Annotated in this window: 22 protein-coding genes; 12 read left to right on the plus strand and 10 right to left on the minus strand. The window is 70.5% G+C overall.

The genetic code is table 11. From position 1 onward, the window contains the following. Positions 1 to 152: 152 nt before the first annotated feature. The 8 genes from ACSHXN_RS34800 to ACSHXN_RS34835 all read left to right on the plus strand — a co-directional run bounded on the left by ACSHXN_RS34800 (position 153) and on the right by ACSHXN_RS34835 (position 8,059). The gene (locus ACSHXN_RS34800; protein WP_356113012.1) at positions 153 to 1,238 is read left to right on the plus strand and encodes a sugar ABC transporter substrate-binding protein; all 1,086 of its coding nucleotides are present in this window, start codon (positions 153 to 155) and stop codon (positions 1,236 to 1,238) included. Next, positions 1,235 to 2,743 (plus strand): sugar ABC transporter ATP-binding protein, encoded by a 1,509-nt coding sequence (locus ACSHXN_RS34805; protein ID WP_355137104.1) that lies wholly within the window; start codon positions 1,235 to 1,237, stop codon positions 2,741 to 2,743. Before ACSHXN_RS34800 ends, ACSHXN_RS34805 begins: the two co-directional genes overlap by 4 nt. Then, complete coding sequence (locus ACSHXN_RS34810) at positions 2,736 to 3,761, plus strand: ABC transporter permease (RefSeq protein ID WP_355137102.1); 1,026 nt, start codon at positions 2,736 to 2,738, stop codon at positions 3,759 to 3,761. The genes ACSHXN_RS34805 and ACSHXN_RS34810 overlap by 8 nt, the downstream gene beginning before the upstream one ends. A gap of 75 nt (positions 3,762 to 3,836) precedes the next feature. Continuing rightward, positions 3,837 to 5,177, plus strand: coding sequence for an L-fuconate dehydratase (locus ACSHXN_RS34815; RefSeq protein ID WP_355137100.1), 1,341 nt, complete (start codon positions 3,837 to 3,839; stop codon positions 5,175 to 5,177). Beyond that, a complete protein-coding gene (locus tag ACSHXN_RS34820; protein WP_356113014.1) occupies positions 5,174 to 5,929 on the plus strand; it encodes an SDR family NAD(P)-dependent oxidoreductase in 756 nt (251 codons plus the stop codon). Before ACSHXN_RS34815 ends, ACSHXN_RS34820 begins: the two co-directional genes overlap by 4 nt. Then, the gene (locus tag ACSHXN_RS34825) at positions 5,926 to 6,912 is read left to right on the plus strand and encodes an aldo/keto reductase (RefSeq protein ID WP_356293106.1); all 987 of its coding nucleotides are present in this window, start codon (positions 5,926 to 5,928) and stop codon (positions 6,910 to 6,912) included. The genes ACSHXN_RS34820 and ACSHXN_RS34825 overlap by 4 nt, the downstream gene beginning before the upstream one ends. Continuing rightward, positions 6,909 to 7,223, plus strand: coding sequence for an L-rhamnose mutarotase (locus tag ACSHXN_RS34830; protein ID WP_355137094.1), 315 nt, complete (start codon positions 6,909 to 6,911; stop codon positions 7,221 to 7,223). The genes ACSHXN_RS34825 and ACSHXN_RS34830 overlap by 4 nt, the downstream gene beginning before the upstream one ends. Next, positions 7,208 to 8,059 (plus strand): amidohydrolase family protein, encoded by an 852-nt coding sequence (locus tag ACSHXN_RS34835; RefSeq protein WP_355137092.1) that lies wholly within the window; start codon positions 7,208 to 7,210, stop codon positions 8,057 to 8,059. The genes ACSHXN_RS34830 and ACSHXN_RS34835 overlap by 16 nt, the downstream gene beginning before the upstream one ends. On the opposite strand, the gene ACSHXN_RS34840 is transcribed toward ACSHXN_RS34835, so the two are convergent. Further along, positions 8,047 to 9,471, minus strand: a complete 1,425-nt coding sequence (locus ACSHXN_RS34840) for a lipase maturation factor family protein (protein ID WP_355137090.1) — start codon at positions 9,469 to 9,471, stop codon at positions 8,047 to 8,049. The genes ACSHXN_RS34835 and ACSHXN_RS34840 overlap by 13 nt on opposite strands. 152 nt (positions 9,472 to 9,623) lie before the next feature. On the opposite strand from ACSHXN_RS34840, the gene ACSHXN_RS34845 reads away from it, so the two are divergent. The 3 genes from ACSHXN_RS34845 to ACSHXN_RS34855 all read left to right on the plus strand — a co-directional run bounded on the left by ACSHXN_RS34845 (position 9,624) and on the right by ACSHXN_RS34855 (position 14,009). Continuing rightward, on the plus strand, positions 9,624 to 10,949 hold the full coding sequence (locus tag ACSHXN_RS34845; protein ID WP_438304945.1) for a DUF6777 domain-containing protein: 1,326 nt from the start codon (positions 9,624 to 9,626) through the stop codon (positions 10,947 to 10,949). A gap of 78 nt (positions 10,950 to 11,027) precedes the next feature. Then, the gene (locus tag ACSHXN_RS34850; protein WP_355137086.1) at positions 11,028 to 13,100 is read left to right on the plus strand and encodes a SpoIIE family protein phosphatase; all 2,073 of its coding nucleotides are present in this window, start codon (positions 11,028 to 11,030) and stop codon (positions 13,098 to 13,100) included. A 48-nt stretch (positions 13,101 to 13,148) separates the two neighbouring features. Beyond that, positions 13,149 to 14,009, plus strand: coding sequence for an Fpg/Nei family DNA glycosylase (locus tag ACSHXN_RS34855; protein WP_355137084.1), 861 nt, complete (start codon positions 13,149 to 13,151; stop codon positions 14,007 to 14,009). 198 nt (positions 14,010 to 14,207) lie between these two features. Here the strand turns inward: ACSHXN_RS34855 and ACSHXN_RS34860 are convergent, their stop codons facing one another. The 9 genes from ACSHXN_RS34860 to ACSHXN_RS34900 all read right to left on the minus strand — a co-directional run bounded on the left by ACSHXN_RS34860 (position 14,208) and on the right by ACSHXN_RS34900 (position 21,410). Beyond that, entirely contained in the window at positions 14,208 to 14,864 is a 657-nt protein-coding gene (locus ACSHXN_RS34860; protein WP_355137082.1) for a zf-HC2 domain-containing protein, read from the minus strand. 144 nt (positions 14,865 to 15,008) lie between these two features. Then, a complete protein-coding gene (locus ACSHXN_RS34865) occupies positions 15,009 to 15,521 on the minus strand; it encodes a hypothetical protein (RefSeq protein ID WP_355137080.1) in 513 nt (170 codons plus the stop codon). 135 nt (positions 15,522 to 15,656) lie between these two features. Continuing rightward, positions 15,657 to 16,202 carry a sigma-70 family RNA polymerase sigma factor gene (locus ACSHXN_RS34870; RefSeq protein ID WP_059126833.1) on the minus strand — a complete coding sequence of 182 codons (546 nt, stop codon included), beginning with the start codon at positions 16,200 to 16,202 and terminating at the stop codon, positions 15,657 to 15,659. A gap of 170 nt (positions 16,203 to 16,372) precedes the next feature. After that, on the minus strand, positions 16,373 to 17,797 hold the full coding sequence (locus ACSHXN_RS34875) for an amino acid permease (protein WP_355137078.1): 1,425 nt from the start codon (positions 17,795 to 17,797) through the stop codon (positions 16,373 to 16,375). A gap of 151 nt (positions 17,798 to 17,948) precedes the next feature. Beyond that, positions 17,949 to 18,410, minus strand: a complete 462-nt coding sequence (locus ACSHXN_RS34880; protein ID WP_355137076.1) for a universal stress protein — start codon at positions 18,408 to 18,410, stop codon at positions 17,949 to 17,951. Between the two features lie 129 nt (positions 18,411 to 18,539). Beyond that, entirely contained in the window at positions 18,540 to 19,199 is a 660-nt protein-coding gene (locus ACSHXN_RS34885) for a class F sortase (protein ID WP_355137074.1), read from the minus strand. A gap of 224 nt (positions 19,200 to 19,423) precedes the next feature. Beyond that, on the minus strand, positions 19,424 to 20,227 hold the full coding sequence (locus ACSHXN_RS34890; protein ID WP_355137219.1) for a hypothetical protein: 804 nt from the start codon (positions 20,225 to 20,227) through the stop codon (positions 19,424 to 19,426). A gap of 273 nt (positions 20,228 to 20,500) precedes the next feature. Further along, positions 20,501 to 21,265 carry a hypothetical protein gene (locus ACSHXN_RS34895; RefSeq protein WP_355137072.1) on the minus strand — a complete coding sequence of 255 codons (765 nt, stop codon included), beginning with the start codon at positions 21,263 to 21,265 and terminating at the stop codon, positions 20,501 to 20,503. Between the two features lie 16 nt (positions 21,266 to 21,281). Further along, the gene (locus ACSHXN_RS34900; RefSeq protein WP_267889234.1) at positions 21,282 to 21,410 is read right to left on the minus strand and encodes a hypothetical protein; all 129 of its coding nucleotides are present in this window, start codon (positions 21,408 to 21,410) and stop codon (positions 21,282 to 21,284) included. 731 nt (positions 21,411 to 22,141) lie between these two features. On the opposite strand from ACSHXN_RS34900, the gene ACSHXN_RS34905 reads away from it, so the two are divergent. Then, positions 22,142 to 23,077 carry an SCO0930 family lipoprotein gene (locus ACSHXN_RS34905; RefSeq protein ID WP_356293112.1) on the plus strand — a complete coding sequence of 312 codons (936 nt, stop codon included), beginning with the start codon at positions 22,142 to 22,144 and terminating at the stop codon, positions 23,075 to 23,077. Positions 23,078 to 23,234 lie beyond the last annotated feature (157 nt).

Here is a 23,234-nt window from a genome sequence, read left to right on the forward strand (position 1 = left end):
CCGTTGCCGTGCGCGGCAGTCTAATCACTGATGTGGTCCGACCACTACGGTCGGATTACCGGAAATCTTGCCGCCGAAGGGTGTTGTGCGGGCTGAGTGGTCTGATAAGTATGCGGGCAACTGGTCGATCACGCTCGATGAGGAGCCGACAGATGGCCCGCAGGACAGTGCGGTACGGACGGCAAGGCAGGCGAATCTCGTCGTGGGCGGTGCGCGCGACGGCCGCGGCCGCCTGCTGCACCTTGGCGCTCACGGCATGCGGCAGTACGAAGGACGCCGGACCGGCCAGCGCCGGAGGCGACGGCACCGGGAAGGTCGGGGTGATCCTGCCCCTGCTGACCTCGCCGTTCTGGCAGTCCTACAACGACTACGTGCCCAAGATGGCGAAGTCCGAGGGGGTGGACGTCCTGAAGACCGTCAACTCCAACAGCGACCCGTCCCAGCAGATCACCGACATCAACAACGAGCTCAACCAGGGGGTGAAGGGCCTGGTCGTCGCTCCGCTGGACAGCGCCGCCATCGAGGCCGGGCTGGACCAGGCCGAACGCAAGGGCGTCCCGGTGGTCGCCGTCGACGTCGCGCCCGACAAGGGCAAGGTGGCGATGGTCGTGCGTGCCAACAACGTCGCCTACGGCGAGAAGGCGTGCGACTACCTCGGTCAGCACGTCGACGGCGGCAAGGTCGTGCAGATCATGGGTGACCTCGCCTCGGTCAACGGCCGGGACCGCTCCGAGGCGTTCCGCGACTGCGTCAAGAAGAAGTACCCCAAGCTGAAGGTCCTGGAGATCCCCGCAAAGTGGGAGTCCGACACCGCGGCCTCCAAGCTCGACACGCTCCTGAACGCCAACCCCGACATCAAGGGCATCTACATGCAGGCCGGCGGCGTCTACCTGGCGCCCACGCTGCAGACCCTCAAGTCCAAGAACATGCTGAAGACGGCGGGCCAGAAGGGCCACATCGCCATCGTCTCCAACGACGGCATCCCGCAGGAGTTCGACGCGATCCGCAAGGGCGAGATCGACGCCACCGTCTCGCAGCCGGCGGACTCCTACGCCAAGTACGGCATGTACTACATCAAGGCCGCCATGCAGGGGAAGACGTTCAAGCCCGGCCCCACCGACCACGGCTCCGAGATCGTCAAGCTGCCCAGCGGCATCCTGGAGGACCAGCTGCCGGCCCCGCTGGTCACCAAGGACAACGTCGACGACCCCAAGCTCTGGGGCAACACGGTCAAATGAGCACATCAGTCGTCACCCCCCTGGTGGAGGCGCGGGGGATCGTCAAGCGGTACGGCCCCACGGTCGCCCTGAGGGACGGGCAACTCACCGTGCTCCCGGGTGAGTCCCATGCCCTCGTCGGTCGCAACGGCGCCGGCAAATCCACCCTCGTCAACGTTCTCACCGGCCTGCAGGCCGCCGACGAGGGCACGATCCGCTTCGACGGCGAGCCCGCGCCCCCGCTCGCCGACCGCGACGCATGGCGGCGCAAGGTCGCCTGCGTCTACCAGAAGCCCACGGTCGTACCGGAGTTGTCGGTCGCCGAGAACCTTCTGATCAACAGGCAGCCGACCGGTCGTGGCGGACTCATCAGCTGGCGCAGGCTCAAGGCCGAGGCGGCCGAGGTCCTCGCCACCTGGGACGTGCACGTCGATCCGGACGCCCGCACGGCCGACCTCAAGGTCGAGGACCGCCAGATGGTGGAGATCGCCAGGGCGCTGAGCTTCGGCGCCCGCTTCATCATCCTCGACGAGCCGACCGCGCAGCTCGACAACCGGGAGATCGAGCGCCTCTTCACCCGCATGCGGGCGCTGCAGGAATCCGGTGTCACCTTCCTGTTCATCTCGCATCACCTCCAGGAGGTGTACGAGGTCTGCCAGACCGTCACGGTGCTGCGCGACGCGCGCTGGATCACCACCGCCCCCGTCGCGGATCTCTCCCGCGCGGCCCTGGTGGAGGCCATGGCGGGCGAGATCGTCGCCGAGCGCGCGACGTCGGCGCGGGACGCCGTGGCGGACGACGCCCCGGTGGCCCTCGAGGCGCGGGGGCTGACCTCCGAGTCGTACGACGGCATCGACCTCTCCGTGCGCCACGGAGAGGTCGTGGGACTCGCCGGCTCCAGCGGCAGCGGGAAGATCGAACTCGCGGAGACGTTCGCGGGACTGCGCACCCCGACCGGCGGCACGGCCCGGCTCGACGGCAGGCCGCTGCCGTTCGGCGATGTGCAGGCCGCGCTCGGGGCGGGCGTCGGCTGCGTGCCCCGGGACCGGCACGAACAAGGGCTCGTCGCCGGGATGACCGTCGGCGACAACGCCACCATGAGTGTCCTGGGCCGCCTGGGCAGGTACGGGTTCATCGGCACCCGGCGCAAACGCGTCTTCGCCGCCGATCTGATCCGGCGTCTCGACATCCATGCCGAGGGCCCGGACCAGCCGGTCTCCGACCTGTCCGGCGGCAATGCGCAAAAGGTCGTCATGGCCCGCGCCCTGGCCTCCGATCCGCGTCTGCTGGTCCTCATCAACCCCACAGCGGGCGTCGATGTGAAGTCCAAGGAGTCGTTGCTGGCCCGGATGGACAGCGCCCGTGAGGACGGCACCGCCGTGCTCGTCGTCTCCGACGAGCTCGACGATCTGCGGCGCTGCGACCGCGTCCTCGTTCTCTTCCACGGCCGGATCGTCGCCGAGCACCCGGCGGGCTGGCACGACCACGAGCTGATCGCCTCCATCGAAGGAGTGGACCATGGCTGACACCGAGGCCCCGCCGGTGAAGCCGGTGAGCATGCCCAACGGCCTGTCGGCGAGGGCGGTGCTGCTACGACGCGCTCGTGAACTCGCGCTCGTGCCCGCGCTGTTGCTGATGCTCCTGCTCGGGGCCCTGCTCAACGACTCCTTCTTCACCGAGGCCACCCTGATCTCCATTCTGGCTTCCTCCGCGGCGCTCGCGATGGTGGTGCTCGCCGAGTCGCTGGTGCTCATCACCGGCAAGTTCGACCTGTCGCTGGAGTCCGTGGTCGGTATCGCGCCGGCGGTGGCGGCGCTGCTTGTGCTGCCGGCCGCGAAGGCAGGCTGGGGCACCGAACTGCCCGCCTGGCTGGCCATTTTGGCCATCCCTCTGATCGGTGCGGTGATCGGTGCCTTCAACGGCCTGCTCGTGGTGAAGGTGAAACTCAACGCGTTCATCGTGACCCTCGCCATGCTGATCATCCTGCGCGGACTCCTCGTCGGCGCCACCAAGGGCAAGACGCTCTTCGACATGCCGGACTCCTTCTTCTCGCTGGCCACCACGACATTCCTCCGCATTCCGGTGTCGGTCTGGGTGGCCGGCGTCGCCTTCGCCATCGCCGGGCTGGTGCTCAAGTACCACCGTCTCGGCCGCTCGTTGTACGCGATCGGCGGCAACCTGGAAGCGGCCCGCGCCGCCGGTATCCGCGTCGACCGAGTACGGCTCGGCGTCTACGTCGTCGCCGGAGTCCTCGCCTCTGTCGGCGGCCTCATGTACACCGGCTACGTCGGCGCGATCGGCGCCAACCAGGGTCAGAACATGATCTTCACGGTGTTCGCCGCGGCCGTCATCGGAGGGATAAGCCTCGACGGCGGGCGAGGCACGATGTTCGGGGCGCTCACCGGTGTGCTGCTGCTGGGTGTGGTCAAGACGATGCTCACCATGGCCCAGGTGCAGTCCTTCTGGATCGACGCCATCTACGGCGGAATCATCCTGGCCGCCCTCATGATCGCTCGTGTGACGACGGGCCGTGCCCAGGACTGACCTTCCTCGTTGGCGCAGATCGCCGTACGACGTACGACCTCGCACGACCTCGTGCCCCGGACCGAAAGGCCTCTCGTGTCCCCAACTGCCGCCCGTATCACCGCGGTCGACACCTTCGACATCCGTTTCCCCACGTCCCGCGAGCTCGACGGCTCCGACGCGATGAACCCGGACCCCGACTACTCGGCCGCCTATCTCGTGCTGCGCACGGACGCCGCCGACGGCCTCGAGGGGCACGGATTCACGTTCACCATCGGGCGGGGCAACGAGGTACAGGTCGCGGCGATCGAGGCGCTGCGCGGACACGTCGTCGGAAGGGACGTGGACGAGCTGTGCGCGGACCCCGGCGCGCTCTTCCACACCCTGATCGCCGACAGCCAGCTGCGCTGGCTGGGGCCCGAGAAGGGCGTGATGCACATGGCGATCGGCGCGGTCGTGAACGCCGTGTGGGACATGGCCGCCACCCGCGCGGGCAAGCCCCTGTGGCGGTTGCTCGCCGAGGCCGAACCGGAGTGGCTCGTCCGCCAGATCGACTTCCGCTACATCACCGACGCGCTCACCCCCGAGGAGGCCCTGGACCTCCTGCGGCGCGGGAGGCAGGGCGCCGCGGAGCGCACCGCGCGGCTGCTGGCGGAGGGCTACCCGGCCTACACGACCTCGGCGGGGTGGCTCGGCTACAGTGACGAGAAGCTCACCCGGTTGGCCGCGCAGGCGGTCACCGACGGCTTCCGGCAGATCAAGCTGAAGGTGGGTGCGGACCTCGCCGACGACGTGCGCCGGTGCCGGGTGGCCCGTTCCGTCGTGGGGCCGGATGTCCGCATCGCCATCGACGCCAACCAGCGCTGGAACGTGGACGAGGCGATCACCTGGACCCGGGAGCTCGCCGAGTTCGACCCGTACTGGATCGAGGAGCCGACCAGTCCGGACGACGTGCTCGGTCACGCCGCGATCCGCAAGGCCGTGACGCCGGTGAAGGTCGCGACCGGCGAACACGTGCAGAACCGTATCGTCTTCAAGCAGATGCTCCAGGCGGGCGCCATCGACGTCCTGCAGATCGACGCGGCCCGCGTCGCCGGCGTCAACGAGAACCTGGCGATCCTGCTGCTGGCCGCCAAGTACGGGGTGCCGGTCTGCCCGCACGCGGGCGGGGTCGGGCTGTGCGAACTGGTCCAGCACCTGTCGATGTTCGACCTGGTCGCGCTCTCGGGCACGACCGACGACCGGGTCATCGAGTACGTGGACCATCTGCACGAGCACTTCATCGACCCGGTGGTGATCAGGGAAGGCCGCTACTCGGCGCCCACCGCGCCGGGTTTCTCCGCGGCGATGCGGCCCGAGTCCATCGCTCGGTACACCTTCCCCGGCGGTTCCTTCTGGGCCGCCGACCTCGAACAGAAGAAGGGGCATGCGGCATGAGCGACTTCGAGGGTCTCAAGGCCCTGGTGACCGGCGGGGCCTCCGGGATCGGCCGGGCCACCGCCGACCTTCTGGCGGCGCGCGGTGCCGAGGTGGCCGTACTGGACCTCGACCCCTCGCCGGTGGACAAGCCGCTGCTCGCCTACCGGGCCGATGTGACCGACGACGCGTCCGTCCGCGCGGCCCTGGCCGCCGCGGTCACCGATCTTGGCGGCCTGGACGTACTGATCAACAACGCGGGCATCGGCGCCCAGGGCACCGTCGAGGACAACGACGACGAGCAGTGGCGGCGGGTGCTCGACGTCAATGTCCTGGGCATGGTGCGCACGACCCGCGCCGCACTGCCCCATCTGCGGGAGTCGGCGCACGCGGCGATCGTGAACACGTGCTCGATCGCCGCGACGGCAGGTCTCCCGCAGCGGGCGCTGTACAGTGCCAGCAAGGGTGCCGTCCTCTCGCTGACCCTCGCCATGGCGGCCGATCACGTCCGCGAGGGCATCCGGGTGAATTGCGTCAACCCCGGTACGGTGGACACCCCTTGGGTGGCCCGTCTCCTCGACGCCGCCCCCGATCCGGCCGCCGAACGCGCCGCGCTCCAGGCCCGCCAGCCTGCCGGCCGCCTGGTGTCGGCAGCCGAGGTGGCGGCCGCCATCGCCTACCTGGCGAGCCCTCTGTCCGGCTCCACCACCGGCACCGCACTCGCGGTCGACGGCGGCATGCAGGGCCTCCGGCTGCGGCCGGTGGGTCAGTGAGCACCCTCGGCGGAAGCGGCATCGAGGTCGGTCCACTGGCCTTCGGCGCCGCCGGGATCGGCAACCTCTACACCGAGGTGAGCGAGGAGCGGGCGTACGAGGCGGTCCGGGTCGCCTGGGACAGCGGGATCCGCTACTTCGACACGGCCCCGCACTACGGACTCGGCCTGTCCGAACGCCGCCTCGGCGCTGCCCTGCGCGAGCACCCTCGCGCCGAATACACCGTCTCGACCAAGGTCGGCCGTCTGCTGGAGCCCGCGGGCACCGGCGGCGACGACCTCGCGAACGGCTTCGCCGTACCGGCCACGCACCGCCGCGTCTGGGACTTCAGCGCGGACGGCGTGCGGCGCAGCCTGGAGGACAGCCTCGAGCGGCTCGGCCTCGACCGCGTCGACGTGGTCTATCTGCACGACCCGGACGACCATGCCGAACAGGCGCTCCGGGAGGCCGCTCCGGCGCTGGAGAAACTGCGCTCGGAGGGTGTGGTGGGCGCGATCGGCGTGGGCATGAACCAGGCCGGGATGCTGACCCGGTTCGTCCGTGAGACGGACGTGGACGTGGTGCTGTGCGCGGGCCGGTACACCCTGCTCGACCAGCGGGCGCTGGACGAACTGCTCCCGGCGGCCGTCGACCGGGGCGTCTCCGTGGTCGTCGGCGGCGCGTTCAACTCCGGCCTGCTGGCCGATCCGAGACCCGATGCCACCTACGACTACGCGGCGGCGCCGACCGAACTGCTGGACCGTGCACTGCGGATGAAGGCGCTCGCGGAACGGCACGGCACGACGCTGCGCGCCGCGGCGCTGGCGTTCTGCGGCGCCCACCCGGCCGTGGCGAGCGTGCTCGTCGGCGCGCGCTCGGCGGCCGAGGTCCGCGACTGCGCCGAACAGTTCGCGGCGACCGTCCCGGCCGCGTTCTGGCAGCAGTTGAAGGATGCGGACCTGCTGCCGGCCCACGCACCCGTCCCCGTCGAGGAGCCGTCATGAGAGTCGCCCTGCACACCAGGGTCCGCGCCGATCGCATCGAGGCGTACGAGGCCGCCCACCGCGAGGTCCCCGAGGAGCTCACCCGGGCGATCAGGGCCGCGGGGGCCACCTCGTGGACCATCTGGCGCAGCGGGACCGACCTCTTCCATCTCCTGGAGTGCGAGAACTACCCGCGGCTGCTGGCCGAGCTGGAGGCACTCCCGGTCAACGTGGCCTGGCAGGCGCGGATGGCGGAGCTGCTCGACGTCGTGCACGACTACTCGCGCGAGGGCACGGACGCCGGCCTTCCCGTCGTATGGGAGCTGCCGTGACCGTCGACGCCCATCACCACGTCTGGGACCTGTCCGTCCGCGACCAGGACTGGATCACCGGGCCCGCACTCCAGCCCCTGCGGCGGAACTTCACCATGGCGGACCTCGCGCCCGAGGCACGCGCGGCCGGTGTCGACCGGACCGTGCTGGTGCAGACGGTCACGGTGGCGGAGGAGACACCGGAGTTCCTGGCCCTGGCGCAGGACGACGACCTCGTCGCCGGGGTCGTCGGCTGGACCGATCTGACCGCACCCGATGTCAAGGACGCCCTGGCCCGGCTGGGCGAACTGCCCGGCGGTCCGTACCTCCGCGGGATCCGGCACCAGGTCCAGGGGGAACCGGACCCCGAGTGGCTGCTGCGCCCCGACGTACGGCGGGGTCTGGAGGCGGTCGCGGCGGCGGGTCTGGTGTACGACCTGGTGGTCCTGCCCCACCAGCTCCCGGCGTGCGTCCGGGTGGCCGCCGATCTTCCCCGACTGACGTTCGTCCTGGATCACTTGGGAAAGCCGCCCATCACCTCCGGAGACCTCGAACCCTGGGCGTCCCGCGTGCGGTCGCTCGCCGCCCTGCCGAACACGGTGTGCAAGCTGTCGGGGATGGTGACCGAGGCCGACCATCGGGACTGGAGCCCGGCCGATCTGCGTCCGTACGCCGACACCGTGCTGGACGCCTTCGGCCCCGACCGGCTGATGTTCGGTTCGGACTGGCCGGTGTGCACACAGGCGGCCACCTATGCCGAGGTGGTGGACACGGCGGGCGCGGTCACTCGGGATCTCGGGGATTCCGAACGCGCACAGATCTTCGAGAACACCGCCGCCCGGGTCTACCGGCTCTGAGCCACCCGGGCCGCCAACCGCGTGGGCGGCAGGAACTCGCGGACATAGCTGCGTTCCCAGCATGCTCCCGTGCTGCGCAGTTCCTGCCAGGTCGTGTACCGGTAGCGGAAGAGCCGTGCCCGGACGAAACGGGGCGGAGCGTCCGGTGGGAACGGGGAGCGACGCAGGAGCCGCAGTGTGTCGCGGTCGTTCTCCAGCAGGCGCTCGACCAGTCCGCCGAACCAGGATCCCGCGTAGGCGGGGGAGAGCGCCGCGAACCACATCAGCCAGTCGAGCCGCAGATGGTACGGCGCGAACTGGCGCGGCCAGCGTCGAGGATCACCCGGCTTTCCCTTGAACTCGTACTCCCGCCAGTCGGAGTCCTCACGCGGCAGGACCTCGGCCGTGCCCTCGATCACCACCTCGTACCGGATCCGGCTGACGCTGCCGAACGCCCCGTAGGTGTTGACGAGATGCAGCGGATCGAAGGAGCGGTTCATGACCTGGCCGCGGGAGACCATGTTGCGTACGGGGTGGTAGCTGAGGACGACCAGGCCCACCGCGACCGTCAGCACCACGATCTCGTACCACAGCGGCGGCGCTGCCACACCGGGAGCTGTGGCCGGGAACCGGACCGCCGACAGGGCGAGCACGATGGTGATCCAGTTCAGCCAGGCGAAGTTGCCGGACAGGACCAGCCACAGCTGGGTCACGATCATCAGGGACGCGGCCGCTGTGGCGACCGGCTGCGGGGTGAACAGCAGGACGGGGACGAGCAGCTGGGTGACGTGGTTGGCCGCCACCTCGACCCGGTGCAGGGGCTGTGGAAGATGGTGGAAGAACCAGCTCAGCGGACCGGGCATCGGCTGTGTCTCGTGGTGGAAGTCCAGGCAGGTCAGCTTCCGCCAGCAGGCGTCCCCGCGGATCTTGATGAGACCGGCGCCGAACTCGACCCGGAAGAGGATCCAGCGCAGCAGGAACAGCACGACGACCGGCGGGGCCACCTCGTCGTTGCCCAGGAACACGGCCAGGAAGCCCACCTCGAGGAGCAGTGACTCCCAGCCGAACGAGTACCAGGTCTGACCGACGTTGACGATCGACAGATACATCGCCCACAGGGCCAGCCAGAGCACCATGCCTGCCCAGAGCGGCAGTTGGGAGTCGAGCCCGGCGACCAGCGCCACCGAGACCGCGCACCCCGCCCACGACCAGGCGGCGAAGAAGCGGTCCGAGTAGTGGAGGTGGAAGACGCTGGGGGAGTGCTTGAAGGGCATCCGGGCCAGATGGCGCGGCACGGGCAGTATGCCGCGCTCCCCGATCAACGCGCGGAACTGAAGCGCGGCGGAGAGAAAGGCGAAGAGGTACACGACGGCCAGGGCCCGCTGGAAGACCAGCCGGCTGAGCCAGTACTCGGGTGCCACGAACCAGTCCACGGTGACCGCTCCTCTCCCTCCAGTGTGACCCGGTACCCCGGTCCGGGCCGAGGGCTCCGTGACTCTCCGTGCGTTTCCTCTCCACTTGCGTAACTCGAGCGAGTGAAGCAGACATGTAGTGACGAATCGTCCTGGACGAAGCGGAGAACGCGGTGAAGACGCCCACCAGGTCGCTGAAGGCGCCCCTCAGGACACCCCATGCACCCGTCGCAACGATGAAGGCGCCCGCCAGGGCGCTGGCGGCCGCCTGCACGCTGTCGGCGGCAACCCTGCTGTGCGCCGGGTGCGGCGGGAAGGGACTCATACCGGGTCCCCCAGCCGGGGGTGACGTCTTCCTCCAGTCGGCCGCGGCCCGCGGCCCCGACCCCTTCACCGACTCGACGGTCCGCTCCGGCGCGCTGCCCGCGTCCGTCACCCGGGCGACGCAACCGGTGGCGTACGAAACCGGCGGGGCCGCACGGTCCGTCTCCGGCGCCACGCCCGGCCTGTATGCCGGTACCCGCTCCGTCGGCAGCTGCGACGTGGAACGGCAGGTCGCCTATCTGACCGCCGATCGGGTGAAGTCCCGGGCCTTCGCCCAGGCGTCCGGCATCCACGAGGCGTCCGTCCCCGCCTATCTGCGCGCCCTGACATCGGTCGTCCTGCGCGCCGACACACGCGTCACCGACCACGGTTTCCGCGAAGGACAGGTCGCCGACCGCCAGTCCGTGCTGGAAGCGGGCACGTCCGTCCTGGTCGACAACCGCGGCGTGCCCCGGGTGCGCTGTGCCTCCGGCAGCCCGATCGACGAGCCCACGTCACTGAGGGGCACCCCGACGACCCACGGCCGCCCGTGGTCCGCCTACCGCCCCGCCCAGGTTGTCGTCGTCACCCCGGCTCCGCAGACCATCGCCAACATCACGCTCGTCGACATCGAGAACACGAACACGTGGATAGAGCGCAGGACGGGGGACGACGGGCGCCGGGACATCGATGTCCGGCCGCCGCAGGCCGATGTGCAGCCTCCGCAGGTGGACGTACGGCCCCCGCGCGCCGCCGTACGGCCGCCGAGGTCCGACGAGCAGAGCGCCGCACCGGAGCGGTTCGGGATCTCCTTGCAGCCGGCGCCGATCCCGAGCGGTATCCCTCCCCTCGAGACCCCGGACCCGGCAAGGAGCGACGCCCCGCACGAGAAGAACCTGACGCTGGAGCGGCCCCGGGCCGGCTGCGTGCTGCCCAGCGTGACCGTCACCACCGCGCCGTTGACGACGCGCGAGACCCGGGTGCCGGGGGATGTCCCGCCCGGGGACGTCGACTGTCCCACCGCCTCCATCGCCGCCGCCGTCACCACGCCGCCGGTCTCGCCCGGGGCGGGCGCGCCGTCCGCCCGGCCGATCGCGCCGACGCCCGGTGCGTCCGTCGGCGGCAGTCCGGTCCCCGGCGACACGAGCACCGAGAGCCCGCTGTTCGACAGCCCGGCCGACGCGGTCGGCCGCTGAACCCTCCGGGGCGCCCGCGGCCCCGGAGACCGCTGGGCAGAAGTCGAAGATTCCGGCAAATCCTGACATCGTGGGCGCATGGCTGATCGGGCAGCGAGCGCCCTGTCGCGGTCGCAGGGCCGGCCCGCCCCACCGGATCCGATCCTGGCGCTCAACCGCATGGGCAGCTTCGACTGGGACCTGGACACCGGGCTGTTCCACTTGGACGCCCAGGCCTACGACATCCTCGACCTGCGCCCCGAGGAATACGACGGCCGCCCCGAGAGTCTCGCGCTGCGCATACCGCCGACCGAGGGCAGGCGCCTCGACGCCGTCGTCGCCCGCTCGATCAGGGACGGCAGCGCGAACTACGGAACCTACTTCCGCATCCGCCGCCGGGACGGCACCCTGCGCTGGACACACAGCCAGGGCTATATCCATCGGGACGAGACGGGCAGGCCGCACCGGATCATCGGCATCCTCCGCGACGCCACCCAGGAGCTGCGGGACGGCCGGGCCCGCAGCGAACAGACGCCCCAGGACGAGGCGCTGCGCCGGCAGACGGACGTCGTCCAGGTCACCACCGCGGCCCTGGCCCACGCCCGCACCGTGCAGGACGTCATCGACGTCCTCAAGGACAGCCGGGGTCTGACCCACCTCGGGGCGATGTCTCTCGTGGTGGGGATGGTGGAGAGCAGCCGTATCAAGATCGTCGCCGAGGGTCCCGAGGGCCGCTGCCTTCCGGGAGCCGGCGTCACGCGCATCGACGAGCCGTATCCCATGGGCGAGGCGATCAGGACGCTCACTCCGCAGTTCATCGAGTCACCGGAGGAGTTCGAGGAGCGCTACCCGATCCTGTGGCCGTACCTCACGCAGCTGGGCATCACCTCGGCGGCCTATCTGCCGCTGATCGTGCATGCGCGCCCCATCGGGGCCGTGGGTCTGCTGTACGACGACCGGTACGGCTTCACCGCCGAGGACCGCAACGTCCTCGTCGCACTGGGCAGCAGCATCGCGCAGAGCCTTCAGCGCGCCATGTTCTACGAGCAGGAGAAGGACCTCGCCCAGAGCCTGCAACAGGCGATGCTGCCGCGTTCCATACCCAGCGTGCCCGGCGCCGACATCGCCGTCCGCTACCGTTCGGCCTCCCTCGGCCGGGACATCGGCGGCGACTGGTACGACCTGATCCCGCTTCCCGGCGGCCGGGTCGGCGCCGTCATCGGCGACGTACAGGGCCACGACACACACGCCGCCGCCGTCATGGGCCAGCTGAGGATCGTCCTGCGGGCCTATGCCGCCGAGGGTCACACGCCGGCCACCGTGATGGCCCGCGCCTCGGTCTTCCTCAAGGAGCTCGACACCGAGCGCTTCGCGACCTGTCTGTACGCCGAGGCCGACCTGTCCAGCGGGGTGGTTCAGCTGGTCCGCGCCGGCCATGTCGATCCACTGCTGCACACGGCCGAGGACTGCTGCCGGCGGCTGCCCGTCGAGGGCGGGCTCCCGCTCGGGCTGTCCGCGGAGTTCGGCCGCCTCGAGTACCCGGTGACCACCGTCGAGCTGGACCCCGGCCAGACCCTGCTGCTGTGCACCGACGGACTGATCGAACAGCCCGGCACCGACCTCGACGACGGCATGCGGACTCTGCGGGACCTGGTCTGCACCGGCCCGGGCGATGTGAGCGACCTGGCCGACCGGCTCATCGCATCGGCCGAGGAGCGGGGTGGCCACGACGATGTGGCACTGCTGCTCCTCCGGCGCCGGGGGCTGGCCCAGCGGTCCGGCGGCCGGCTCCAGCACCATGTCGGGCCCGGTGACCCGCGGGCGCTCGGCGAGGCCCGGCGCATGATCCGCGCCGCCGTCCGCGCCTGGGGGGTGGGGGAGCGCTCCTACGAGATCGAACTGGTCGCCGACGAGCTGATCACCAACGTGCTCCTGCACACCGAGGGATCCGCGGTCGTCACACTTCGGGTCCTCGCCGGCCACGACCGCAGGCTGCGGGTGGAGGTCGAGGACTCCTCCAGCGCCCTGCCGCGCCGCCGGGAAGCGGGTGAGTCCGGTGTCTCGGGCCGCGGGCTGCTGCTCGTCGACCGGCTCACGGACGTGTGGGGAGTGGAGGCGCGGGGCGGCGGCAAGGTCGTGTGGTGCGAATTCATGGTTCCGCGACGCGGGTGAGACGCGTGACCGGTCGCGAAGCCGGGCGCGGGTGGCACTCTGGTACACATGCCGGAACTGCCCGAGGTCGAAGCGCTCAAGGATTTCCTGTCCGAGCATCTCGTCGGCCACGAGATGGTGCGGGTGCTGCCCGTCGCGATCAGCGTCCTGAAGACGTACGACCCCCCGGTCACGGCCTTCGAGGGCCGCGCCGTCACAGCGGTGCACCGGTACGGCAAGTTCCTCGACGTGGAGGCCGACGGACTGCACTTCGTCACCCATCTGGCGCGAGCGGGCTGGCTCCAGTGGAAGGACCGCCTGCCCGACGGCGTGCCGCGGCCCGGCAAGGGCCCGCTCGCCCTGCGGGTCGCCCTGGAGACGGGGGAGGGCTTCGACCTGACGGAGGCGGGCACCCAGAAGCGGCTCTCCGTCCACGTCGTCCACGATCCGCAGGATGTGCCCGGCGTCGCCCGGCTGGGCCCCGATCCACTGGCCGCCGACTTCGACGAGCAGCGCCTCGCGAAGCTCCTCGAGGGCGAGCGCCGCCAGATCAAGGGCGCGCTGCGCGACCAGAGCCTGATCGCCGGTGTCGGCAACGCGTACAGCGACGAGATCCTGCACGCGGCGAAGATGTCCCCGTTCAAACTGGCCTCGTCGCTCTCCCCGGCGGAGACGGGACGTCTGTACGAAGCCCTGCACAGCACGCTCACGGAGGCGGTCGAGCGCTCCCGGGGGCTCGCGGCAGGCCGCCTGAAGTCGGAGAAGAAGAGCGGTCTGAGGGTCCACGGCCGGACCGGTGAGCCCTGCCCGGTCTGCGGCGACACGATCCGCGAGGTGTCCTTCAGCGACTCCTCGTTGCAGTACTGCCCGACCTGCCAGACGGGCGGCAAACCGCTGGCGGACCGCAGGTTGTCACGGCTGCTCAAGTAGGGCCGCCGCCGGGGGCGGACCGGAGACCGGACCCACGCGGTCTCCTGCTGCTGTCCGGCGGATCGAGTGGACCCGAGCAACCGGATAGGTGGCACCGTCCCGGGCCGATGGTGCGGTGTCGCTCACGCCGGTCGCTCTTGCCGTCCGGCCGAGTGCAACCGGGCGTCGGCGGCGCGTGCCGGCGGTGCAGGCAGGGGGTCAGCGGGACTTCAGAGTGACCAGGTGCTGCCCGTCCCTGGTGCGCACCTCGAAGTGGTCGATCTGCCGGGACTGGAGCGCGGCGCCTCCGTGCACGGTGGTCGCCTCCCCGTCCTCCGCGGGCACCATCCAGCTCGTCACCGTCTGCTCCGAGCCGTCCTTGCCCACCGCGACGAGCCGGCAGGGGTGCGGCCCGGACCGGTCCTTGACCGTCACATCCACCTGGCTGCCCCAGATCCGGTCCTGCGTGCTGATCTCCGCCCAGACGCCGGTGTCCGGGTCGGTCGCGCTCATGGCGGTCGTGTCCGAGGACCCGCCGTGCCCGGAGCCGAGTGCCAGCGACGGGCCGCCGACCGCGAACAGCACGGCGGCCGCGACCGCGTACAGCAGGCGCTGTCGTCCGCTGCGGCGTTTGGCCGTCACCTCGTCGAGCACCCGCTCCAGCAGGCGGGGCCCGGGGGCCGCGAAGGGATTCACGGACCGCGGGGTCGCGTTGCGGTACAGCATCAGCTGCCGTGCGGCCGGACGGAACTCGCTCACGCGCGCCTTACAACTGGCGCATTCCATGAGGTGGTCCTCGAAGCGGAAGGCTTCCGTCTCGTCCAGAACGCCGAGCGCGTAGGCGCCGACGTCGCGATGGCGTTCCAGGGACCTCATACCAAATCCTCATGACCGGTGAGCGGGGTGGGGGTGGTGCTGCTGTTGCCCACCGGTACGGACCAGACACCCGAATCACTCAAGGCCGTTACCGAATCGCGGCCAAGACATTCGGAGCCGTCGGGCCGGCGGATTGGTCCCGGTTCAAAAAAGATGGATGGCGAGGTGCCCGAGGGGGAGACCCAGCTGCCAGGCCGGAGTCCAGACCTTGGGGCCGTCCTCCTCGCCCACAGGGACTCCGCCGGGCACCGCGTCCAGATCGGGGGCGAGCAGCTCGGTCTCCTCCAGCCAGCGCCAGGCCGCCGACGCGAGCTCCAGGTCCGGGGCGGGCCCGCCGCACGCGATCGCCTCGGCGGCCAGCTGGGCCATGCGCCGGCGTACCCAGTCCTGCCACGGCTGGTCGTACGCCGTCAGCGAGAGCCAGGTCTCCAGCTGCGAGACCACCCGGATCCCGGACAGCTCCCCGCCGGTGTCGGACAGGAAGATGGTCAGTGCCAGGGCGTCGCGCCCGGCACGGAACTCGAAGGACGTCGGCGGCATGAGGTCGCCCGTGCGGAGCAGTTCGTCCGCGATGTACTCGGCGTACAACCACGCCATGGGGACGGCCAGTTCACCGCCGCCGGTGCCGTCCGTGCTCTCTTGGCCTTTGTGCAGCATCCCTTCCTGCCTTCCTCCGGTGCGTGCGCGTCGCCCGAACCCGGGCCCCAGTCCGGAACACGGATGAAGCAAGCTGATTGCTCAACCATGGTCGGCAGCAAGGCGCTTTACGGAGGCTTGACCCAGCCTACGGTTTCACCGCAGGTCGGCCGCGTATCCCGGCAAAACTCGGCGCAGGGCGCGCAATGCGTAGTACGCGCGAGACTTCACCGTACCGGGCGGAATTCCCAGGGCCTCGGCGGCCTCCGCCACACTGGCCCCTCGGAAATACACCTGCACCAGTACGTCCCGGTGCTCGGGAGTGAGTGTCTTCACAGCCTCGCGTACGTCGAGCATCGCGGCGGATCGTTCCGCGTGGTCGGCGATCACCCTCGCGTTCTCCAGTACGGCGTCCCCGACCTCGGCAGGTCTCGCCTGGCGGGCTCGCCGCGCGTCGATCGCGAGCCGCCGGCCGACGGTCAGCAACCAGGGGCGCACGGAGTCGAAATCATGCGCTCGAAGCGCTTCGGGGTGTTGCCAGGCGCGTACGAACGTCTCCTGCAGCAGATCCTCGGCGCGTTGCCGGTCGCCGTCCGAGAGCCTGAGCAGCAGGGCGAAGAGAGGGCGGCCGTGCTCGCGCTGCAGCTCGGCCAGCTCGTGCTCGGCGGTCGTCCCGGTCGGGGTGGTGGTTACGGCCGTCATGGGCGTATGGCAACGCGGGCCGCGCCGTACGCACAGGTTCGGGACCGGGCCGTGCGGTGGGCGGTCGCTGTTCGTCGGTGAACGGTTCGGCGAGCGGTCGGCCGCCCTGCGGACGGCCGTGGGGCGCCGGTCTCCCGGACTCCGGAAGGGCGGCCGGGGCCCGGGCGACGTCAGGAGGATCCGGCGGTCCTCGCCAGCTTGGAGCGCTTGTACGAGTACCCGAAGTAGACGACCTGACCGATCGCGAACCACACCGCGAACCGCACCCATGTCTGCCACTGTAGAAACGTGATCAGCCAGACCGAGAAGACCACGCCCAGCGCGGGTACGAACGGCATCCACGGCGTGCGGAAGGAGCGCGGCAGTTCCGGCTGCCGGTAGCGCAGGACGATCACCGCCACGCACACCACCACGAACGCCAACAGGATCCCGATATTGGTCAGTTCGGCCGCCTCGCCGATGGGCAGGAACCCGGCGATGGCGGCGGAGGCGATTCCGACGATCCATGTGACGCGGGTGGGGACGTGCCGTGTGGGATGCGTCTTCGCGAACCATCCGGGCAGCAGTCCGTCCCGGGACATCGAGAACCACACCCGGGTGACGCCCAGCATGAAGGTGAACATCACCGTGAGGATGCCGATGATGGCCCCGACCGCGATCACGTCCGCCAGCCCGCTGAGTCCCACGGCCTTGAAGGCGCTCGAGAACCCGCTCTCCTTGTCGATGTCCTTGTAGTCCTGCATACCCGTCAGCACCAGGCAGGCCGCCACGTACAGAACCATGGAGATCCCCAGCGAGTACAGGATCGCCTTCGGCATGTGGCGCTGCGCGTCCCTGGACTCCTCGGCGGCGGTCGACATGGCGTCGTACCCGAAGACGGCGAAGAAGACGGTCGCCGCCCCCGTGAACGCCCCGCCGACGCCGTAGGGGAAGAAGGGGTGGTAGTGGCCGGTGTCGATGTGGAAGACGCCGACGCCGATCACGAGCAGGACCACGAGGATCTTGAGGGCCACCACCGTCGTCTCGAACCGGGCCGCGTTGCGGATGCCGAGGTTGAGCAGCCATGCGATCAGCAGGCACAGGACGACCGCGAACAGATCGACCCGGTGGCCCGCACCCGTGCCCGGGGCGCCCAGCATCCACGCCGGCAGATGCGCGCCCGTCTCACCGATGAGGAAACCGAAGTAGCCCGAGATGCCGATCGCGACCACGGCCACGATCGCCGTGTACTCCAGCAGCAGATCCCAGCCGATGAACCAGCCCGCGTACTCGCCGAGCACCGCGTACCCGTAGGTGTAGGCCGAGCCGGCCTTCGGGATGAGTCCCGCGAACTCCGCGTAGGACAGCGCCGCGCAGGCGCTCGCCACCCCCGCGACGAGGAACGAGACGAGGACCGCGGGTCCTGCCGTGCCGTTGGCGACGGTGCCGGCCAGGGTGAAGATGCCCGCGCCGATGATGCCGCCCACACCGATCGCGGTGAGCTGCCACAGCCCGAGTGAACGATCGAGCCGTGTGCCGTCGTGGACTTCCGTCTCTTCGATGCGTTCAATGGGTTTGCGGCGGAGAATCCCCTCACCCATCCTGAGCCGGGCCATGAGCCTCACCCCTTCGCAGACGGCAATGGGCTGACGGCGGATCATGATGGCGCAGGGAACGGGAGGGACGGAAGACCGCATGCGTGCCCCGGCCGGGACGAGCGCCCGCCGGACGCCGTCGGAGCCTGCGCCGCGGGCGTCGGCGGCGCCGCTACGGAACGACCGTCACCGGCCAGCGCCCCGCCTTGACCAGCCGGATCGCCACCGAACCGATGATGCGGTGGCCGGCCTGCTCGGAGGCGCCCACCACCACCGCGTCCGCCTTCAGCTCGTCGGCCGCCTTCACCAGCCCGTTGTAGGGGTCGCCGCGGAAGGTGTGGAACTCCCAGCGCACCTCGAATATCCCTCTGACGCGCTCCGTGGCGTCACGGATGTACTTGACCAGGTCCTCCGCGATCGCGTCGGTGGTGTCGGCCACCGGTACCCCGAGCGCCGCCCCCGCCGCCATCACAGGCTGCACGTAGACGACGGCCAGCAGCGCACGCTGCCGACGGGCGAGACCGCCGGCGTAGGCGGCGGCCCGGAGCGAGGAATCGGAGCCGTCGACGCCTACGACGATGACTTTGGGTCCGTCCGTCCCTCGCTCGAACTGATGCGAGTGCTGTTCCGTCACGGCCGTGAGGCTATCGGAAACCGCAGGTCCGGGGCCCGTTCGGGCGCCGGGGAATTCCACGCGGGTCGGCCGGACACGGTGGCTTGCGCCGATCCGTCCCGGGCTGTCCGCCGTCCGATCCGATCGCACTCACCGCACTTCGACCATGCGGGCGAACACCACCACGTTCCCCGCGTAACCGTGTTCCTCGGAAAAACCCCCTCCGCAGGTGATGACGCGCAGTTCCGGGGCCGCCTTGTTCCCGTAGACGCGGCTGCCGGGGAAGTTCTTCTTGTCGAAGACCTCGTTGCCGTAGACCTCGAACACGGCCGTCTTGCCGTCCAGGCGCCGTACCTCGACGCGGTCGCCCTGTTTCAGGGCGCCCAGTCCGTAGAACACCGCCGGGCCCACCTCGTTGTCGACGTGGCCCACGATCACCGCCGTGCCCTTCTCACCGGGAGAGACCCCGCCGGTGAACCAGCCCGCGAGATTGGTGTCCTCGGGCGGTGGCGCGCTCACCCAGCCGGAGGAGTCGAGGCCGACCGGTACGACGGGCGCGTCGACCTGGATCGCCGGGATACGGACACGGCTGACCACGGAGTACTGCAGCGCGGCGGGTGTTCCGGCGTGGCTCAGGGCGCCGGTGGTGCCCGCGGCCGCCGCCGAGGCCGGCTGCGGCGGGCCCACGTCGACGTGACCGGAACCATTGCGGACGAGGGCGAGGCCCGTCAGCAGGGCGATCGCCATCATGCCCCACGGGGCCCGCTTCTTCTGCCGGTCCTCCGCCCCGGCCGACCCGGACGCAGACATTCGCCAATCCCCTCTCGGCGCGGCCGTCACCACGGCGGTCACGATCAACAGCACGCTGAGCGCGCCGGAATGCGTGAGCGACGGGGAGGCGGCGAACGGGTGTCGGCCGTCGGGGGTGCGACGGCCGGGATCCCTCAGAGGGATCGTGACCTGTGGTGTGTCTCCCGGGCAGGAACGCCGTCGCCCCGGATCCGTTCGGGACCCGAGGCGAGAAGGTCCGGCTTTCAGCGTCGGGGAGGGGTACGCCGGCGCGCCATGTGCCAGGCCGCGCCGACCGTACCGATGATCAAGGCGGCACCGAGGCCGACCTCCTTGAGGTGGAACCCGCGGACGCTGCCGCCGACACCGGCCTGTACGCCGTGCTGCTCGTACCCGCCTTTGCCGCCTCCGCCGTTTCCATAACCCCCGCCGCCATTTCCGCCCCCGTACCCTCCGCCCCCGATGCCGCCGCCGTACTGGCCTCCGATTCCGCCCCCGTACCCTCCGCCCCCGATGCCGCCGCCGTACTGGCCTCCGATTCCGCCGCCGTACCCTCCGCCCCCGATGCCGCCGCCGTACTGGCCTCCGATTCCGCCGCCGTACCCTCCGCCTCCGATGCCGCCGCCCCCGTAGCCGCCTTCGCCGCCTCCGCTGTCGGGCGCACCCCCGCTGCCGCTCTGCTTGGGTCCTGCGGTTTCGCTGTGCGCGGCACCGACGGTGAGCTTGCGGTGGCCGTATTCATGGCCGCACCGGAAGGCCACGTCGTAGGAGGTGCCGGGGCGTGCGTTCCGGTCGACCACCGCTGTGGCCGAGATCGCGCCCTTGGGGATGGTGACCGTCTGGAACACGCCGGAGGTGACGGTGGCTTCCTCTTTGCAGCCCTGTACGGGCAGCGAGAGCCGGCCGCCGGGAGCGACGGTCTCCGGCTGGAGGTTGTAGTCGAAGGCCGGGTTGCCGACGTCGTCGCTGGCGGCGGCCGATGTGCATCCGGTGAGGGCGAGGGCGCCAAGGCCCAGCACTGCGGCCGAAAGTGCGCGTATCGCGGGCATGGAAGCCTCCGGGTCCCCGAGGAGCCTTGCTGCGGACGGATTCCGCTTGCGCCTGAAATGCACCTCGATGATCGAAACAGTAGGAAGGCCGCTTCGGGGGCGCGATCTCAGTCGTGCGAATGGGGCAAGCACGTGCGCCGCCCAGGGGACGCCCGGCCGTGAAAGGGGGTGGCACGGGCCGGCGCGGCGGGGAGGGTGCTCGCAGTAGGCGGCCGGGGCGGGAGTCCCGTGAGGTCCCGCCCCGGCCACCCGTGCGCGACGGCGCCGGGGCCGTCACCCGTGCACGTGCGGGAACAGCGTCAGGAAAGGCTCCGCGGACGCCGCGATTCCCCGGCTGTAGGGCGTGTCGAAGTCCCAGATGAGGAAGAGGAGGAAGGCGATGAGCGCGGAGAACAGCCCGGCGAGCACCAACTCGCGTGGCGTACGCCGGATCTGGAGTGCGAACACCATGCCGATGGTGATCACCGCACCGCCGATGAGCCCGAACCAGACCACCGTCGGCATGGTCGCGCCCGTGGAGTCGGCCCGGGCCGCTCGTGCCGTGTCGGCTGCCGCCACCTGATCGAGGAGCGGCTGGTAGGACTGGGCCTGGAAGTCTGTCTTCGGCTGATAGTCGGTGACGTCCTGACGGATCCGCTGGAGCAGTTCCGCGCCACGGGGGGTCACCTTGCCGTGATCCGTCATGGCCTTCCACTCCGCGGTCACGACATGGCCGACATACGCGTCGATGTCGTCGCGGACTCGGTCGCGGACGTCGGGCGGATAGACCCGGACGCGCTCCGAGATCTCGTGCAGTGCCTGAGCCTCGGCCTGCACATGGTCCTGGGCGGCGCTGCGGGCTTCCCAGACACCGGCGATGGCGAGACCCAGCACGATGGCGTACACCACACCGATCCACATCGTCATGTACTCGATCACATCCGGTGTCTCGGACGGATCGTCGTCCTCGGCGGCGGTGCGATGCCGAAGCAGGGTCACCGCGACCACGACGGCACAGGCGGCCGCCATCGCGAGGGCGAGAACAAGCCATTCCGACAAGAAGTGCCTCCAGGGGTCAGCGCGGACGCAGCGCGGCGACGGCGAATACCGCGGGCGCGGCGATGAGCAGGGTGAACATCAGCGGTGAGGGAGCGTCGTGCGGAGGGCGCGGCCGGGACACCGAGTGGTACCGGGGGTAGTGCACGGGAGTCGCCGACGGGCGCGGGCTCGGCCGGTGCGAGGGGGGCGGGGCCTGCGGTGGCGGGGGCGGCGGTGGCACCCGGACCGGCACCGGCCGTGGTGGCGGCGCCACGGGGGGCGGTGGGGGAGGGGGCGGTACGGGTCTCGGTGTCGGCCGTGGTTTCGGTGGAGGTGTGGGGGTCGGTGTCGGCGTCGGTGTGGGGCTCGGCGTAGGGGTCGGCGTAGGGGTGGGGGTCGGGGTGAAACACGGGGGAATGGGCCAGTGGCCGCCGCCCGCGACCGCCACCGCGTCCGTGCCACCGGGGCCCGTCGAGGCGTAGGCGCACGCGTCGGCCGACGCCGTTCCGGCAGGGGCGCCCACAAGGATCCAGACCATCGCCACCAGGGCCAACGCCCGTGGAACGAGGGTGGATCGGGGCCGTTCGGGTCGATGCACGACCGAGATCATCGGCGTGCGCGGGCCCCGCTACGCGTACACGCCGACGAATTGCCCTGAAAGGGCGAGATCCACTGTCCGGTGGTTTCGCGAACCGTGTCCGCCCTGACCCCGGTCGGGTACATGTGCGCGAGGGGGCTCGGGTGCGGCCGGGACGGGTGACCGGGGGCGGGTCACAGGTTCCGGAAAGAAATCTGTGGCCCGGTTGAACACATCAGGCGGTCCCGTCCGTACCTAGGTCCAGACGCGGCAAGGAGCAGAGAACGCCGCAACACCCAAGCAGATAGCGGGAGTTGAGAATGAAGACATCCTGGCGGAGCGCCTCCCTCGTGGCGACAGCTGCGGCCGTGCTGGCGCTCACGACGGCGTGCGGTCAGGAGAACGGCACCCAGTCGACGGGGAGCCAGAACGTGGGCGCGACCACAGCCGCAGGCGGCTACACGGACCCCGGAAACGGCTACGGTGCCGACTCCACCTCGGCGCCGAGCGCCGCGGCCGCCGCGGGGCAGTCCGCGGGCCGACTGGTCGTCGCCGAGAACGCGAAGCTCGGCAAGATCGTCACGGACAGCGCCGGATTCACCCTTTACCGCTTCGACCAGGACACGGCCTCCCCGCCGAAGTCCTCCTGTGACGGGGACTGTGCGACGACGTGGCCGCCGGTGCCCGCCGACGGCGCATCGGCCGCTTCCGGCATCGACCCGTCCCTGCTCGGCGAGGTCACCCGCGCGGACGGCACCAAGCAGCTGACCGTCGCCGGTTGGCCGATGTACCGCTACGTCAAGGACACCAAGGCCGGTGACGCCAACGGCCAGGGCGTGAAGGGCACCTGGTTCGCGACCGCGCCCACCGGCAAGAAGGCCGGCGCAGCGCTGCCCGGACTGTCCGTCCGCAACGACCCCAAACTGGGCCAGATCGTCGTGGACAAGAACGGCATGACGGTCTACCGCTTCATGAAGGACAAGGCATGGCCCAAGTCCGTGTCCAACTGCACGGGCGACTGCATCGAGAAGTGGCCGGCCGTCGCCCCGGTCGCGGCCAACGACACCAAGGGCGTCCAGAAGAAGGGCCTGATGGGCTTCACCCGCTCCGACGGCACCAAGCAGATGACCGTCAACTGCTGGCCGATCTACACCTTCTCCGGTGACACGGCGCCCGGGGACACCAACGGCCAGGGCGTGGGCGGCACGTGGTACGCCGTCGCGCCCGACGGAAAGCCGGTCGGCGCGCCCAAGTAGGGATCACCCCTCCCCAGGTTCGATCCATCACCCCGCCCGGTCGGTCGCACGACGCCGAAGGGAGTGGACACCCGGAGCAACAGAGTCGGCCGAACGGGACACCGGCGCGCAGGACCAGGCCCGCCCCCTCTCCACCGCACGGAGGGGGCGGGCCGCT

The organism is Streptomyces sp. HUAS TT11 (assembly GCF_051553595.1).
GTDB lineage: Bacteria > Actinomycetota > Actinomycetes > Streptomycetales > Streptomycetaceae > Streptomyces.

Bases quoted from the DNA above. Each gene is read 5' to 3' on its own strand.
- ACSHXN_RS34800 (WP_356113012.1), top strand. From the start codon at position 153: ATGGCCCGCAGGACAGTGCGGTACGGACGGCAAGGCAGGCGAATCTCG.
- ACSHXN_RS34805 (WP_355137104.1), top strand. From the start codon at position 1,235: ATGAGCACATCAGTCGTCACCCCCCTGGTGGAGGCGCGGGGGATCGTC.
- ACSHXN_RS34810 (WP_355137102.1), top strand. From the start codon at position 2,736: ATGGCTGACACCGAGGCCCCGCCGGTGAAGCCGGTGAGCATGCCCAAC.
- ACSHXN_RS34820 (WP_356113014.1), top strand. From the start codon at position 5,174: ATGAGCGACTTCGAGGGTCTCAAGGCCCTGGTGACCGGCGGGGCCTCC.
- ACSHXN_RS34830 (WP_355137094.1), top strand. From the start codon at position 6,909: ATGAGAGTCGCCCTGCACACCAGGGTCCGCGCCGATCGCATCGAGGCG.
- ACSHXN_RS34835 (WP_355137092.1), top strand. From the start codon at position 7,208: ATGGGAGCTGCCGTGACCGTCGACGCCCATCACCACGTCTGGGACCTG.
- ACSHXN_RS34850 (WP_355137086.1), top strand. From the start codon at position 11,028: ATGGCTGATCGGGCAGCGAGCGCCCTGTCGCGGTCGCAGGGCCGGCCC.
- ACSHXN_RS34855 (WP_355137084.1), top strand. From the start codon at position 13,149: ATGCCGGAACTGCCCGAGGTCGAAGCGCTCAAGGATTTCCTGTCCGAG.
- ACSHXN_RS34860 (WP_355137082.1), bottom strand. From the start codon at position 14,864: ATGAGGTCCCTGGAACGCCATCGCGACGTCGGCGCCTACGCGCTCGGC.
- ACSHXN_RS34865 (WP_355137080.1), bottom strand. From the start codon at position 15,521: ATGCTGCACAAAGGCCAAGAGAGCACGGACGGCACCGGCGGCGGTGAA.
- ACSHXN_RS34870 (WP_059126833.1), bottom strand. From the start codon at position 16,202: ATGACGGCCGTAACCACCACCCCGACCGGGACGACCGCCGAGCACGAG.
- ACSHXN_RS34875 (WP_355137078.1), bottom strand. From the start codon at position 17,797: ATGGCCCGGCTCAGGATGGGTGAGGGGATTCTCCGCCGCAAACCCATT.
- ACSHXN_RS34885 (WP_355137074.1), bottom strand. From the start codon at position 19,199: ATGTCTGCGTCCGGGTCGGCCGGGGCGGAGGACCGGCAGAAGAAGCGG.
- ACSHXN_RS34890 (WP_355137219.1), bottom strand. From the start codon at position 20,227: ATGCCCGCGATACGCGCACTTTCGGCCGCAGTGCTGGGCCTTGGCGCC.
- ACSHXN_RS34905 (WP_356293112.1), top strand. From the start codon at position 22,142: ATGAAGACATCCTGGCGGAGCGCCTCCCTCGTGGCGACAGCTGCGGCC.